Source organism: Blastopirellula marina (assembly GCF_002967765.1).
In the GTDB taxonomy this organism is placed as follows: Bacteria; Planctomycetota; Planctomycetia; order Pirellulales; family Pirellulaceae; genus Bremerella; species Bremerella marina_A.
The window spans coordinates 38,730-54,309 of record NZ_PUHY01000013.1; the positions used below are offsets into that span (position 1 = coordinate 38,730).

Annotated in this window: 11 protein-coding genes; 9 read left to right on the top strand and 2 right to left on the bottom strand. The window is 53.2% G+C overall.

Translation table 11 applies throughout. From position 1 onward, the window contains the following. Positions 1–347: 347 nt before the first annotated feature. On the bottom strand, positions 348–1,367 hold the full coding sequence (locus tag C5Y83_RS22190) for a DUF1559 domain-containing protein (protein WP_105331992.1): 1,020 nt from the start codon (positions 1,365–1,367) through the stop codon (positions 348–350). A 588-nt stretch (positions 1,368–1,955) separates the two neighbouring features. Here C5Y83_RS22190 and C5Y83_RS22195 point away from each other — a divergent pair. The 4 genes from C5Y83_RS22195 to C5Y83_RS22210 all read left to right on the top strand — a co-directional run bounded on the left by C5Y83_RS22195 (position 1,956) and on the right by C5Y83_RS22210 (position 7,984). Further along, the gene (locus C5Y83_RS22195) at positions 1,956–2,885 is read left to right on the top strand and encodes an ABC transporter ATP-binding protein (protein WP_105331993.1); all 930 of its coding nucleotides are present in this window, start codon (positions 1,956–1,958) and stop codon (positions 2,883–2,885) included. 65 nt (positions 2,886–2,950) lie between these two features. Beyond that, positions 2,951–4,798, top strand: a complete 1,848-nt coding sequence (locus tag C5Y83_RS22200) for an ABC transporter permease (RefSeq protein ID WP_105331994.1) — start codon at positions 2,951–2,953, stop codon at positions 4,796–4,798. After that, complete coding sequence (locus C5Y83_RS22205; RefSeq protein ID WP_105331995.1) at positions 4,795–6,705, top strand: hypothetical protein; 1,911 nt, start codon at positions 4,795–4,797, stop codon at positions 6,703–6,705. The genes C5Y83_RS22200 and C5Y83_RS22205 overlap by 4 nt, the downstream gene beginning before the upstream one ends. Positions 6,706–6,715: 10 nt before the next feature. Next, entirely contained in the window at positions 6,716–7,984 is a 1,269-nt protein-coding gene (locus tag C5Y83_RS22210; protein ID WP_105331996.1) for a hypothetical protein, read from the top strand. On the opposite strand, the gene C5Y83_RS22215 is transcribed toward C5Y83_RS22210, so the two are convergent. Next, on the bottom strand, positions 7,981–8,652 hold the full coding sequence (locus C5Y83_RS22215; protein WP_105331997.1) for a class I SAM-dependent methyltransferase: 672 nt from the start codon (positions 8,650–8,652) through the stop codon (positions 7,981–7,983). The genes C5Y83_RS22210 and C5Y83_RS22215 overlap by 4 nt on opposite strands. 269 nt (positions 8,653–8,921) lie before the next feature. On the opposite strand from C5Y83_RS22215, the gene C5Y83_RS22220 reads away from it, so the two are divergent. The 5 genes from C5Y83_RS22220 (at position 8,922) to C5Y83_RS22240 (ending at position 15,576) form a co-directional block, all read left to right on the top strand. Continuing rightward, positions 8,922–10,676, top strand: a complete 1,755-nt coding sequence (locus C5Y83_RS22220; RefSeq protein ID WP_146117875.1) for a hypothetical protein — start codon at positions 8,922–8,924, stop codon at positions 10,674–10,676. An 11-nt stretch (positions 10,677–10,687) separates the two neighbouring features. After that, the gene (locus C5Y83_RS22225; RefSeq protein ID WP_105331999.1) at positions 10,688–11,572 is read left to right on the top strand and encodes a glycosyltransferase family 2 protein; all 885 of its coding nucleotides are present in this window, start codon (positions 10,688–10,690) and stop codon (positions 11,570–11,572) included. 354 nt (positions 11,573–11,926) lie between these two features. Then, positions 11,927–13,657: a biosynthetic-type acetolactate synthase large subunit gene (gene ilvB, locus C5Y83_RS22230; protein ID WP_105332000.1), complete on the top strand. Its 1,731-nt coding sequence runs from the start codon at positions 11,927–11,929 to the stop codon at positions 13,655–13,657. Positions 13,658–13,778: 121 nt separating this feature from the next. Then, a complete protein-coding gene (locus C5Y83_RS22235) occupies positions 13,779–14,429 on the top strand; it encodes a hypothetical protein (protein ID WP_105332001.1) in 651 nt (216 codons plus the stop codon). Positions 14,430–14,673: 244 nt separating this feature from the next. Beyond that, on the top strand, positions 14,674–15,576 hold the full coding sequence (locus tag C5Y83_RS22240) for an RNA polymerase sigma factor RpoD/SigA (RefSeq protein ID WP_105332002.1): 903 nt from the start codon (positions 14,674–14,676) through the stop codon (positions 15,574–15,576). Positions 15,577–15,580 lie beyond the last annotated feature (4 nt).

Sequence of the window (15,580 nt, forward strand, 5' to 3'; positions counted from 1 at the left end):
CTGCGGGAAGCAAACCGGCCGGATCAGGAGACGGACGTTTTTAACGGGATTTTCACTTCGTTGGACAGACGAAGTGAAAATTGGAGGTTGCACGAATGTTCGGGGGAACATTAGTAACGAGCTTGTCTCTTCGTTATGCACGAGCCGTGCCAATTCCCTGACAATTCACCTCGAATCAATCGTAAACCACTAACACAAAAAGACTTACAAGCTACACAGATGTAATGATTCGGGAATTGCTAGCAGAAGCTATTGTAATGTTTGCAATTTGTACAAACGACAATTGAAGTTCCTACTGCTTTCACCACAGCTTGCCGGTCGAACCGCTTACCTGACGAAATGTCGGCTTACAACTTGTTCCGCTCGACGACCTCACCCCCGAAGCGAGTGGCAATTGCCCGGTAAACGTAGAGGTCAACGGTTTCTGTCACCTTGCTCACGCTTCCATCCATGAAAGTCACATTGACCACGCCAGGGTGAAAGCTGCGTGCGGTAACAGCGGCCATGCAAGGATTGTCCGCAACATCGGATTCACCTTCCGGATTGTTGACGAAGTCTGCCGGCTGCAAACGCCCGTCGATATTGAAGATCGTATTTGGCGTAAAGAATGCTGTGTAACCGGTTTGAAGCACATTGCCAGAAACCCATTGCGTGTGCCCATAGTTCGAGGAACTGGAACTGACGTTCGTATTGATCACGCCGGCCATATCTGCCAGGGCTGGAATCCCAGATGAACTGTCGTAGGTTCGGGAACCACTGCTAAAGAGTGTGAACGAGTTGACCTCAGACATGCCCATCGTGTTGCTCGTCCCATCGGTTTGGAACTCGGCAATTCGGGTGTAACGATTGGGCCCAAACGCACCATCGCCGCTGTTACTGCCGTTGTAGACGAAGAAAGTTCCATGACAGAGGGCGTAGTTTGATGGGAAATAGTCAGGAATCCCATCCCCGGTTGCATCAACCGCACGCAAATTCACTTCTGAAGGACACTTAAACATGTCCAGCTCGATCGCCGGCAAGGGAGTGCCGGAACGCAACACGTTGCCAGCCGCGCCGTCCGATTGGTAGACAGAATAGGGCGTTCCCCAATCGATAGCCGCCTCAAGATTCGCTTGTTCGATAAAAGGCAACAGCCGGGCCAAGCCCGACCATCCCCCCCGGCTATCCCAGGAGGGTGGAAACGCATCGTATGTGCCGTGATAACTGTGCGCAGCAAGCCCTAACTGTTTGAGACTGTTGGTGCACTGCATACGCCGAGCGGCTTCTCGCGCTTGCTGAACTGCGGGCAACAGCAAACCGACCAACACGCCAATGATGGCGATAACAACTAACAACTCGACGAGTGTGAAGCCCTCGCGACGTTTCATACGTGACGACCTCTAGAAAATGGGGCGATACGACCTTATGCCTCCCTCTCGGGTGGGTAATTGAATGATACCCGCATCCTGGTTGTAAACCGAGGGATTTTGCAACAATTTTCGAGGTAATTTCCATCGCTCGATCGTGCATGAGCTTCCAGACGTGGACCTCGCAAGTGAGATCTGCCAAAGCACTACCCTTTTGGGGATCCGTGAGGCTGAGATCTTGACTTTAGTTCCCGAGTTGAAGCGCTGTGCAAAGATCAGTCGTAATGAGCCCACGCGGCAGAATCCCCCATCCAGGCGGAAAATACGGAAAATGCCGAGGAAGTTCGCGTGAAGTCGTTGCGGCATTGGACTTTGGTTCCTTGTCACTAGATGGCCGCGCATTTATAGTCGAACTTTTCCCTTATGCGTTCTCTCATTCACCGGTGAAGTAGAAAAAGCTGTCGCCGCTAGCCGAACCAAGCTGGCTGAGCTACGTAGACAGGGGGTATCTGGACGTTAGCTGTTTTTCAGCCGACGTTCACTAATCATTTACTCCTCCTATATTTTCTTCCTTCACATAATCCACCACCGTGGCTTGAAACAGGTTCCATGGCATCGGTAGAAACTCAACCGCAATCGACCGCTCCCTCGTCCAACAACGAAGTCATCATCGAAACGCGCAATCTGACGAAGATTTATCGCGATTTCTGGGGCCGCCAGAAGGTGCGAGCGCTGAAAGCACTCGACCTGGAGGTTCGCCGAGGTGAGATCTTTGGTCTTCTTGGGCCCAACGGTTCTGGCAAATCGACCACAATGAAACTGCTTCTGGGGCTCTTGTTCCCCACCAGCGGTCAGGCATTGGTCTTCGGTCAAGATCCGTCCAGCATCGCCACCAAGGAACGCATCGGGTATCTGCCGGAAGAGTCGTATCTCTACCGCTTTCTGGACGCCCGCGAAACGCTCAACTTCTACGGTCAACTTTTCAACATGCCGGCTGATGTTCGCCATCGCCGAGTGAATGAACTGATCGAGATGGTTGGCTTGAAATGGGCCGAACGCCGTCAGTTGAAAGAGTACTCCAAAGGTATGACCCGTCGTATCGGCCTGGCACAGGCTTTGATCAACGACCCGGAATTGATCTTTCTGGACGAACCAACCACCGGTTTGGACCCAATCGGTATCCGCGAAATGAAGGACTTGATCCTGAGGCTTCGCGACGAAGGTAAAACCGTTCTGGTTACCAGCCACCAACTTGCCGACCTGCAAGACGTGGCCGATCGAATCGCGATTTTGCACCAAGGTGAACTGAAAGAATTGGGTCGCGTGGATGCCTTGCTGAAGGTGAGTGAAGAAACCCAGATTCGTGCGAAAGGGGTCAGCGAGCAAGCCAAGGCCGAAATCATGGCTATTCTCGAACGAGAACACGCCGAGAATATCTCGGTCGAGAATCCCACAACGACCTTGGAAGAACTGTTCCTCAATATCGTTCGCGAGAGCGAGGCCCGACCTGGCCGCCGAGCCGGTTCGGATCAGTCCTAAGCACCACGTCGCCTTTGGCCTCTCCCTTCTTTCCACGCGAATATCACGAGTAAGAAACAGTCACCATGGGGATTGAAGATAATATCCAGTCATTGAGCCAGTGGCTTCTTCCCATTCCTGGCCAGCAACTGGGGGGACTTCTAACCTTCTTGATTGCCCTGGTCATTCTGATCGTTTGCGGATTGATCTTCGGGTTTGCGGTTTCCGTTTTTCGTAACGGCCCATTCGAAGCCTTCTACGCCGTTTTCGGTACCGCCGTGAAGGCTGTGCCCGAAATGTTGTCGATTTCGCCACGACGTGTCTGGGCAATGACTTGGCTGGCAATTCAAGAAGCGATCCGGAAGAAGGTGCTGATTATCTTCGCAATCTTCCTTCTGGTTTTGCTGGTTGCTGGTTGGTACATCAATCCGAGCGCTGAGCAGCCCGTTCGCCTATATCTGACATTTGTGCTGACGTTCCCCAAGTGGCTGGTGCTTCTGCTGGTCATTGGTTTGAGCGTTTTCAGCTTGCCCGACGATATCAAAAGCCGCACGATCTACACCATTTTCACCAAGCCAGTGCTTCCGAGTGAAATCTTCTTGGGGCGTTTATTTGGCTTCGTGGCGGTGGGAACAGGCGTGCTGGTGGTGATGGCCGTGTTGTCCTATGTATTTCTCATGCAGGGGCTACAGCACACGCATTACATCAATGCAAACGACTTAGTCGCTGGCGAGAACGGCACTCTGATCGGCGAAACGACTGAATCGGAAGGGCACAAGCACACCGTGACCATCTACCCCGAAGGGGATGGTGAAACTGATCGTGTGCACGAACACCGCCACTCGATCGTAACCAACGAAGGTGCTGGACCAGAAGAAAAGTATGTTGTCCAAGGTCCGTCCGATATGTTCCAGGCCCGCGTCCGCCATATCGGTTCGGTTCGCTTCTTGGATCGTTCCGGGAAGAACACCTCGGAAAAAGGTATCAATGTCGGTAAGGAATGGGAATACTTCAGCTACATCGAAGGAGGGACCTTCGGCGCAGCAGTCTTCACATTTGAAGACATCAACGAATCGATGCTCAACAGCGAAGGCCAGTTGCCGGTCGAATTCAACATCAGCGTTTTCCGAACCTACAAAGGTACAATCACCGAAGGTATTCGAGGTAACTACTACTTTAAGAATCCCGAGACCGGTGCCCGCAGCATTGCGATTCCATTCACGGCGAAGGAAGAATCGGATCTGCAGTACATTCCTCGCACGCTGTCCAACTTTAAGTCCGATCCTTCGCAGCCAACACTCGACCTGTTGGACGATCTGACGACCGAAGACAACGGACGTTTGGAGCTGTGGATTCAGTGTGTCGAACCGGGGCAGTACTACGGTGTGGCTCAAAACACGGTTTACATCCTGGAAGACAATCGCAGCTTCATGATGAACTATATCAAGTGCTACATCGGCATTTGGTTCCAGGTCGTTCTGGTCATTACCTTCGGGCTCGTGTTCAGCACGTTCCTGAATGGCCCCGTCGCATTGCTCGGTTCGTTCCTAGCCCTTGGCTACGGTAGCATCGCCACAGCTGTCCGCGGATTGGCAAGAAATGTGATCTTCGGCGAAAACACCGGTTGGTACGGTGGTGGCCCGGCGGAAGCGATGGTCCGCCTATTCCAACAGAAGAACATCATGACCGAATTAGGTGACTACACCTGGGTGAAGGTCATACAATCCATCGATATGGCGTTTGCCTTCATGATCTATGCGTTTGTCAACATGTTGCCTGACTACAGCATGTTCGACACGATGGGCTTCGTCGTTGATGGCTACAACATTCCGACGGCCGTGGTCTTAGAGCAGCTGGTCACCGTGATCGGCTTCTTGGTCGCCCTGGTCGGAGTGGGTTACTTCTTTCTGAAATCGAAAGAAATCGCATCATGAACAAGAACAAATCTTTTCAGCATAAGATTATCTATGGCGGTTGCATGATCGTGCTGTTGATCGCGATCTCGCTGATCAGCCGGCCTGCCACCACTGCCGAAGACAATCCTGGCGGTATGCTCGCTCAGATGCGGAAGGAATATCACATTTCCGATGCCGAGCTGGGCAAAGTTGACCCGGCCAGTGAGGCCATGCGATTGTCCTTGCTAGGACTCGACGGTGTGGCGATCACCTTCCTCTGGAACAATCTCAACGAGTACCAGAAGACCGAGCAGTACACCTTAATGGAAGCGACCGCTCGCACCATCTCTTACTTGAATCCCCACCTTCTGAAGGTTTGGGAATTCCAGTCTTGGAACATGTCGTACAACGTTTCGCGTGAGTTCGATAACTACAAGCACCGTTACTTGTGGGTCAAACGGGGTATCGAGTACCACATGGATGGTACCGAGTACAACTACAACGAACCGCGCATGATGAATTCGATCGCGCACTTCTTCGGCAACAAATTTGGTATTGCCGACGAAAAGGTCGAGTATCGAGAACTGTTCCCAACCGATCGTCTGTTCCACGCCAAAATCCAGGAACATCTCGATCGCAGCGGTGCCGATGTCGTCCAAGATGCATCCGGCGTCGTAGAAGGCAATCCCGACAACTGGCTTGTTGCTCGCCTATGGGACCTGTGGGCAACCGACACGCTCGACAACGAACGTGGTAGCATCGGCGCCATGTCACCGACCATCTTCTATCAGTATCCTGCGAAGCGTCTGATGAATTTCGGTGAGGCGATCGAGAAAGAAGGCCATATCTCCGAAAAAGCGAAGTCGGCTTGGGGCCAAGCGTATAACGAGTGGATCGAATACGGCGATCATGAAATGCCATCGACGTACGGTATTCCGATTAAGCTGAATGACGCAGATCGACTCAACAAGGAAATCGCTGTAGATCAAAAAGAGTTCGACGACAATTACGGCAAATACGTCGACGTGATCTACCAAGAGAAGTTCTCGAAGTTACCCGAGGAGACTCAAGGGGCAATTGAAACCGATCCAGACAAGCGATCCGACGAGCAAAAGAGCTTGGCTTACGAAGCGGAGCGAACACTGAAAGTGTCGGAATTCGAGGTCGTCAAATACATGCGTGACAATGACATCGAAGGAACGCTGGAAGCGTCGAAACTGGCCAACAAGCTCGATCAAGAGAAGTTCCTACGGGGCGTGATTGATCGCCAAAAGGATATCGTCGCATTCAACTATTGGCGAACCCGGGCTGAATCGGAAATGACCGATCGAAACCTCGAAGCACGCCAGTTGGTGTTTGATGCTCACGAAGCTTACAAGGACGCCAACCTTGTGAAGTCGCGTGAACTGTACGAGAAGGCTTGGGAACAATGGGAGGCAATCTACAAAGATTACCCTGCCCTGCGAGAAGACTCCTCCGCGGATGTCTTGGCCGATTCGATCAAAGAGTATCGTTCGCTTCTGAACCAGTTTGACGAAGATATCTCGCCTAACTTCCCGCTCTTGGACATCCTGAAGAACAACACGGATGACTTCACGGAGCCAACTTGGAACCCGGAAGACGAAGCTGCGAAAGAAGTTCCCGTCGAAAAACCATCCGGTAAAGAGGGCGAGACCGCCGAGAAGAAAGAAGAGACCAAACCGGACGAGAAGCCTGCGGATGAACCGATGAAAGGCGAGGCAGAGGCACCCGAGCCAATGACCTCAGAGGTCGACAAGACCGAGCCGATGAAGGAGGATCCCAAGAGCGAGGGCCCGATGGAAACCAAGTCGGAAGAGGCTAAGCCAACAGAAGACATGCCAGAGGACAAGGCCGAGACATCCTTGGAAGAGTCGGCCGAACCGAAGGAATCCGAAGAACCTGCCGAAGAAAAATCGGACTCGTAGGATTACCGAAGTGGAAACGGTTGAAAACGAATCGCCAGAGGCTCGATCGAATACCGATCGAGCCTTTTTCATTTACCAACGGATCGTTAGTCTTTTCCTGCCGGTTCTCATCGGCGTGACCTATCCCATTTGGTTTCCACAGTCCCAATTCCCCGCCGTGCCGGTATGGCACTTTCTCAGCCCCGTTCCCGGACTAGTCGATGCCGTCTTGGCTGGGTTGCTGCTCGCAATCTCGGTGACACTTCTAATCACCGGGCCGCGAGTCAAACCGGCATCCATGCTGTGGCTTTCGCTCGCCGTCCTGCTCTCTGTATCGTTCCTGTTGAACCAACATCGCTTTCAGCCTTGGGCGTATCAGTTCGCGTTATTGGCGACCTTTTTTGCGTTGGCACCAGCTTCCATTGCACGTCGATTGGCGAGTTGGTTGGCCCTGAGCGTCTACTTCTATTCGGCACTTTCCAAGCTGAACCCATCGTTCATTTCGGAGCTTGGTGCGGACTTCCTGTCGACCATCGCAACCTTTGGTGGCTTAACTCTCGACGCCGGGCATCAGGAACACTGGAAGTGGTTGGCACTTGTATTCCCGGCATTCGAACTGCTGGCTTTCGTGCTCTTGTTGAGTCCGGTAACACGGAAGCTGGGGGTTATCGCGGCTTGCACGATGCATATTGGTCTACTGATGGTATTGGGGCCGCTTGGGTTGAATCACAGTTGGGGCGTGCTGCTGTGGAACGTTTTCTTTATAGTTCAGGCAATTCTTTTGTTCTGGTTTCCCGCACCTCCCCCAGAGACCAGTCCCGTCGACTGGAAGGCCCGTAGCGCTCAGGGCATTTGCTGGATCGCCCTCTTATTTCCGACACTGGAAGTCATTGGGATTGGCGATCCTTGGCCTGCGTGGGGACTGTACGCGTCCCACGTCGGGAGAACCCATTGCTTTATCGTTCGTCACGCGGCTAAATCACTGCCGGAAGATCTACGCTCTTACGTCGATACTGAGTCGTCGAACGACCTTTTCATCCCCATCGACCTCGGGCGTTGGTCCATCGAAACGACTGGTGCCCCGATCTATCCCGGCGAGCGATTTTCGTTCGCCGTCGGCCGTTCATTCGTGATGAAGACAGAGATGGAGAACATGACGTTGTTCGTCGTCGAATCTCCGGCCGGACGAATCCAAGACGATCGCGACACGTCCAAGATCTCCGGGGAAGTATTGGCAGGCGAAAGCAATCAGCGGTTCTGGTTAAATACGCTTCCGCGTGACTACTACCTCAAAGATTAGGGCCGAACGCCAGCGAACAAGACGACAGAGCCGATCTGCTCTGTCTGCACGTCAGCGAGCGATTCAGATAAGACCTCTTGCATCCGGTCGAGCGTGTCGTTGAGGTTACCAAAGATGCCTTTTCGGTTGTATTTCTCCATTGCCAAACGTCCCCACCATCCCATCGGCTGAGGCTGTCCCAGAATGGTTGCACCGAATAGTCGGCCACCTGGGATCACGCTGGCCACGCAGTGCTGAAGGACGCGTCGTCTAAACGGGATGGCTCCAGGTAAACAGTGCAGCACGTACATCAGCGAAAGGGATTCATACGGATCAAACCGCTCCGCGAACGATTCCGCCAGATTTGCCTGGAACACTTCGGGCTTCAGTTCGGCAACTCGCGAAGCCGCCGCTTCCAAGCAATTCGGATTCGCATCAAGCAAACCTAACCGGCACCCAGGCACAAGCTTCGTCGATTGCTTGAGAAAATAGCCCGTCCCCACACCAACATCGAGATGATTGGAAGATACGTGTCGATCAAACCACTGCTTCAGATTCTCTGTCGGACAATTCCAAAGCCAGCGATTGGAAAATCGGTGGACAATGGTGTCATACCAAGACAAAGTTCGGCGGCTATAAACCTGGTAGCCTGGCTCTGGATCGGGAGAGTCAAATTGGGAAACAGTCATCGACGAAAAACATAGGTTGGAGCATAACGAACAAGACGCGTTTCTATTGTAACGCATCAGGCATTAAGGAAGCCGGAGGACCGTAGACGGATTGTTTACGGTACAACCCGGTTGTGTCAGATAGGTCGTAGCGATTGTATCGACCGACTTCGATTTCACCCGGCAATTCGCTATGTGGTTTACCTCACGGCGCCTCGTCCTAAAGGAGTTATCGCAACCTATGGTTTTCCCATAGGTCTGTAGTATCTGACTCCATTAGCAGGGCATTTGTGGAAAGTTCACAGCAACTAGCCGAGTCTGCATCAACACGTCGGTGGGGTGCCTGGGGAATCGTCGCCGGAACAATGCTGGCGGTCGCGATCGCTGTCAGTCCCAACGGTGCCGATCCCGATTTATGGGGTCATGTGCAGTACGGACGCGATGCACTTCGCGATGGCTTGGCTCGAACAACCACCTACAGCTACACGGCTGAAGGATATCGCTGGATCAACCACGAGAATCTAAGCGAGTTGGCCTTGGCATTTGGTGTCGACACGATCGGTCCGACGGGTTTGTTGATACTGAAAACCTTGCTCGGTCTTTTGCTTTGTGCCATCCCGTTTTGGAAGGCAAAGGACTTTGCCCGCAACCCTTTGCCGGTGGTCATGGTTTCCTTGCTCGTCGCGGTCAATCTGACGAATCACTGGAATGTCCGACCGCAGCTATTCAGCTTTGGCTTTTTCGCATTGCTGATTTTGCTGATCGAATTCGCTTTCACGGGTTGGCAGGGACACTGGAACCTGCCTTGGCTCCCTACACTGCGGCGAGGTGAATCTGCGGACGCGTTAAGTTGGAATCATCGCTGGATGCGTCTGATGTGGCTATGCGTTCCCCTGTTCTTCTTATGGACAAACAGCCACGGCGGTTTTATGGCTGGCCTTGGTGTGCTGGCGGTTTACTTATTTTGCCGGATGTTTGAAGCCGCCACCATGCGAGGATGGGCCTCGGCTGGTATGCAGCGTCGCTTGGCATTGATGCTGGTCGTCTCGGTGTTGGCAACGCTCGTCAATCCTTACAGCTGGGAACTACATCAATGGATGTTTGAGGCCCTAGGAGTGCCCCGACCAGAGATCACCGAGTGGCATCCACTTTACTCATTCGACATATTCAGCATCGCATTCCTGTCGATGGTCGGCATTGGCATTTTGGCTTTGACTTTCTCAACGAAGCCACTCGATTTCACGCAACTCGTTGTTCTCGCCCTGGTGACCGCGCAGGCTTCGCTGCATCAACGGCATGCTCCTTTCTTAGCAATGCTTGTCGCTTTCTGGTGCACACCGCACGTCGTTTCTGCCTGGAACCGCGTGGCCCAGCGCAACGAGTCCTCGGAAAAGAGTCCACACCCAGCATTAGTCTGGGGAGTAGTTGGCATAGCGGCTTTGTTTTTTGCGGCTCCATTGTGGGAACGCCTGAGCGTGATGCGAGTCGATCGCGATACGTATCCGGTTTCCGCGATTGAATTCCTCAATCAATACAACCTACATGGCAAGACGGTCGTTTCCTACAACTGGGCTCAGTACTTCATCGCCGCGCGATGTGGTGAAGGCCAATCCAAAGTGCAATTTGACGGACGATTTCGGACTTGTTACCCCCAGGCCATCGTCGATCGTCATTTCGATTTCATCCTGGGCGATGCCGACGGCATGCGTTACCGCCAATTAGCCAGCCCGGTCGATCCAACAGTCGCCCTGAGTGAACGCGATCCGAAGTTAGTACTACTAGATCGAGGCCAGCCTCATAGCGAAGCAGTAATGCAGCAGACGACCGATTGGACACTGCTTTATCAAGACAGCCTGGCACAAGTATGGGGGCGAAGCGAACTGTTCAACGATCCCCAATCTCCTGAATACCTCGCCCCCAAACAGCGTTCGATTTCGGACGCGAAACGTCAGAACGGCTACGTAGCCTGGCCCGCGATCCCAACGCCCCAAGCTAATGCCACCCCATCATCGCACTTGGCTCACACCTCGAGCCCTTCCCCGTAAGAGAAACTGCCATGACTGCCACTTTGCTCGAACAGCCCCAATCCAATCACGCACAAGCCTGGGAACCAACGGTCGATCACTCTACCGATTCATTTGATTTGGTTCCTTGGGAGTTCCGCCTAGCCGAAACACAGGAGTTTGCCGACGAACTAACCGCTGAGCAGTCGGATCGCCAGTGCGGACTCGATTACGCCCTGCCGCATGAGTTCAAGCTTTCGGTGATCGTTCCGGTTTACAACGAAGAAGACACCATCGCGACCATTGTGAGTCGGCTGATGCAGCTTCCATTCCGCACCGAGATCGTCATTGTGGAAGATGGCAGTACCGACGGCACGCGAGACGTTTTGACGCGTCTCGCTCACTTTTGTGATCTGAAGATTCTCTACCACCAACGCAACCAAGGCAAAGGAGCGGCAATCCGCACGGCGATTCCCAACGTGACCGGTGACATCGTGGTGATCCAGGATGCGGACTTCGAATATGACCCCAAGGACCTGATTCAGGTGATCCGTCCTCTGGTCAACGGAGATGCCGATGTTTCATACGGTTCGCGTTACTTAGGCAATCATTCGCAAGTCAAAAAGTCATCCTTCCTCCATCGTTTGGGCAATCAAGTTTTGACCTGCCTATCGAACTGTGTCACAGGACTTCATCTGACCGACATGGAAACCTGCTACAAGGCTTTTCCACGCTCAATTATCCAGCGAATTACGATTCAGCAGAATCGCTTTGGCTTCGAGCCGGAGATCACTGCCAAACTGGCCAAGCGGCGATACCGCTTCCAGGAATGCCCCATCCATTACCATGCTCGTAACTGGTCGGAAGGTAAGGAAATCGGCTGGAAAGACGCGATCTCGACCCTGTGGTGCATCTTCCGCTACCGATTCATCGACTAAACCTGATTGGTTGAGGCCGGGAACAGATAACAATCCCGGCCTTGCTGGTCCGAAATTCCGCCTATCCCCTGCCAATTTCCTTTCACGCGGTTGCTTTTAGCCCAATCGGGCGGTTTTTCATGCTCGAAAAAGGGCTGATTCGGTTGAACCCTAGCCCCTCAAAGCCTATCCTTATAGTTTGGACCGTTGTCCCCTGACTCCTTCTATGGCTATAGGGCCTTTTGCGAGGGGAATTAAGGGTGGCTGACTATCCGCATTGGTTCGCGGAAGGGCCCGGTCCGAAAAGGATTATGTTTCTATCACCGGAGAGAATCTGTGAGTACTTCGACTGAAAAAGCTTCGAGTAACCAAGTCATGCTGGGCGCCGACATTATGATCGAATCGCTGGTACGACATGGTGTAGAAGTACTCTTCGCCTATCCCGGCGGTTGCAGCATGCCGCTGCACCAAGCATTGACCCGTTACAAAGACAAGATCCGTACAATCTTACCCCGTCATGAGCAGGGTGGTTGTTTTGCCGCGCAGGGCTTGGCTCGTAGTACTGGCAAAGTTGGTGCCGTGATGGCAACAAGCGGTCCCGGTGCGACAAACTTGGTAACGGCGATTGCCGATGCCAAGCTCGATAGCATTCCTTTGGTCGCGATCAGCGCCCAGGTTCCCCGAGCCGTCATCGGCTCGGATGCGTTTCAAGAAACGCCGATCGTGGAAGTTTGTCGTGGTATCACCAAGCATCATTACTTGGTGACCGATATTCATGACCTGACTCGGATCATGAAAGAAGCGTTCCACATTGCCACAACCGGTCGTCCTGGCCCTGTGTTGATTGATATTCCGAAGGACGTTCAGTTGGAACAATGCGTTCCCGATTGGGACTGCAAAATGAACCTGCCGGGCTACAACATCCAGCCCCGCGTTGCAGCTCCCGAGCAAATTCGTCAAGTGGCAGCCGCCATCAAACGGGCTAAGCGTCCCGTCATTTATGCTGGAGGTGGAATCATCACCTCCGAAGCTTCTGCCGAGCTTCGCGAATTGGTCGAAAAGACCGGAATTCCGATCACGATGACCGTGATGGGCCTGGGAGCTTACCCCAACGCCGATCCGCTGTCGCTCGACATGCTCGGTATGCACGGCACCGTCTACTCAAACGTGGCGGTTAGTGAGTGCGACTTGCTGATTGGTCTGGGTGTTCGTTTCGACGACCGCGTGACTGGCAAGCTGTCGGAATTCGCTAAAGACGCCAAGATCGTCCATATCGATATCGATCCGAGCGAGCTAAATAAGAACAAGCAAGCTCACATTCCCATCGTCAGCGACTTGAAGCCTGCCCTCAAGATGCTGAACGAAGTGGTGGAAGCCCCTGAGGATATCTCGGATTGGGTCAAGCATTGCCAGAAGCTGAAGAAGGACGATCCGTTATCCTACAACAAGGACTTCGACGGTATCCTCCAACAGCATGCGATCGCTGAACTTTCGCGCATTACGCAAGATCGAGAAACCATCATTTCCGTGGGCGTCGGTCAGCACCAAATGTGGGCTGCTCAGTTCTATCAGTTCAAGAATCCTCGCACTTGGCTTTCCAGCAGTGGCTTGGGAACGATGGGCTTCGGCCTGCCGGCTGCGATGGGTGCTCAAGCCGCTAATCCCGATGCATTGTGTATCGACATTGAAGGGGACGGCAGTTTCCTGATGAACATTCAGGAACTGGCAACTTGCTACTGCGAAAAGCTGCCTGTGAAGGTGTTACTGGTCAACAACCAGCACCTGGGTATGGTGGTTCAATGGGAAGATCGCTTCATGTCCGGCAACCGGGCACACACTTACCTGGGCCCGATCCATCATGATGAATGGGAAGGTAAGGGAAGCGACATCTACCCGGCGGAACGCTACCCTGACTTCGTCCAAATCGCCAAGGGCTTCGGCTGTGGCGGAGCGACGATCAGCAAAAAGAGCGAGTTACTTCCCGCGCTAGAAGAAATGATCGCTTACGACGGCCCGTACGTCCTGGACGTCGCCGTTCCTTACCAGGAACACGTGCTGCCCATGATCCCAAGCGGTATGACCGTGAAAGACATGATCAAGTCGTAACGGCGACCTGACAACTGACAATCAATTAACGGGGAACGAGAAATCGTTCCCCGTTTTTGTTTGGCACGCCGACCTGAAAGGAGATACGATGCAAGGTCGATCTAGAACTCGGAGCCAAACGATGACGCCTTCCGAAGCTGCCGAACTTATCGCGACCTGGGAAATCATCGCGAACGCAGAGCGAGAGCCTGAAGTCATGCTTCGCGAGACCAACTTGGATGAAGCAATCGTTCGACTGAATCGACTCATTCTCTGTGGCGTTGCTGATGCGTTCTATCCGCTGGGTTATGCGTATTACTGCCATCCACAATACGTCGTCACGGATAGCATTCCCAATAGGCAGTGTTACCAGGCCCTCAAGAAGTCGGTGCAACTCAAGATTGAACCGGTGCTATCTCGGCTCTATTTGGCGTACGATCGCTTCGATCATCAGGTCTATGACGAAGCCCTAGTCTGGCTAGAGCATCTTACGACATCCCACTTCGCTGAAGACATTCGGACTCGCTTTTGCGAACTGCGGCTTTGCTGTCAAATCCAACGGAAAGGGATCATAAACTCGCTTGACCAGATCGAAGAGTTTGCCGCATATGTTCGGTCGCTTCCCGGTTGGGATCCCTGCCCTCGGTTGCTGCTTAAAGTTCTGGCGACTGGTTTGCCACACGAAAACGTGACTCTGAAAATGGAACGCGTGCTCGAATTACTTGATGCTGCGTATCCGATGATGTCCGAACGTGTGTTCCGGAATCTTGCGTGTCACACACCTGCAAAGTAACGGATTGCCAGTTTACCAACAGATCTCGACGCCGCTTCAACCGCGTCAATCGCCACAATCGTTGCCTATTGCCCGCCTCATCCCAACGGTCGTGCTGCCGTGCCTTTCTGGCATAACCCGTACATTCTGTGCCAAGCGGACCGTTTCGCCATGTGGCAAAGAAACTGATAGCACATGGACGATAGCAATGGTGTGACAGCGTGAAAATATTTCCCCCGCCACGATCCGAAAGCACAGAAGCAACATGGCCACGAAGACCAAACGGAGCGAAACGGAGTTCGATGATTTCGAATCCGTGCAAAGTCCGCTCGAAACCTACCTGCGTGAAATCAATGAAACGGCCCTCTTGTCCGCCAAAGAGGAACGTGAACTTGCCCAGGCCATTGGCAATGGAGACGTCGCAGCGCGCGATCGAATGGTTCGTGCGAACTTACGATTGGTCGTGAACATCGCTCGCGGCTATACCGGCAAAGGGCTGGGACTGCAAGACCTGATCGAAGAAGGCAACCTTGGACTCTTGCGTGCGGTCGAAGGCTTTGATCCTGCGATGGGGACTCGTTTCAGTACCTATGCCAGTTATTGGATTAAACAGTCGATCAAACGAGCGCTGATCAATTGTGCTAAGACGATTCGCATTCCAGCTTACATGGTCGAGTTGCTCTCGAAGTGGCGTCGAGCAACTAACCGTTTGACGGAAGAACTGGGTCGAACCCCGACTCCGGAAGAAATCGCTCGCGTGCTCGGCTTACAGAAGAAGAAGCTGCCGATCATCAAGAAGGCGATCCGCATCTACAACAGCACTCCGCAAACGGACCAAACGGACAACGGCTGGTCGCTGGGCGAGATGGTAACCGACGAACGGCTGAAGAATCCGGAAGAGGAACTGGTCGAACACGATGACCTGAAGCACGTTCGCGAGATGCTCAAAACGATGGACGGACGTGAGTCGACCGTTTTGAAGATGCGATTTGGCCTGCACGGGGAAGAGCCTCACACGCTGAAGGAAATCGGCGAAAAGCTGGGCCTCACCCGCGAACGCGTCCGCCAGATCGAGACGGAAGCGTTGAACCGTTTAGCCGAAGGACTTCAAGATCCTCGCGAGCGAATGCTGGAAGGTCCTATCCGTCGACGTGGCGTGCGAAAATAAGCTT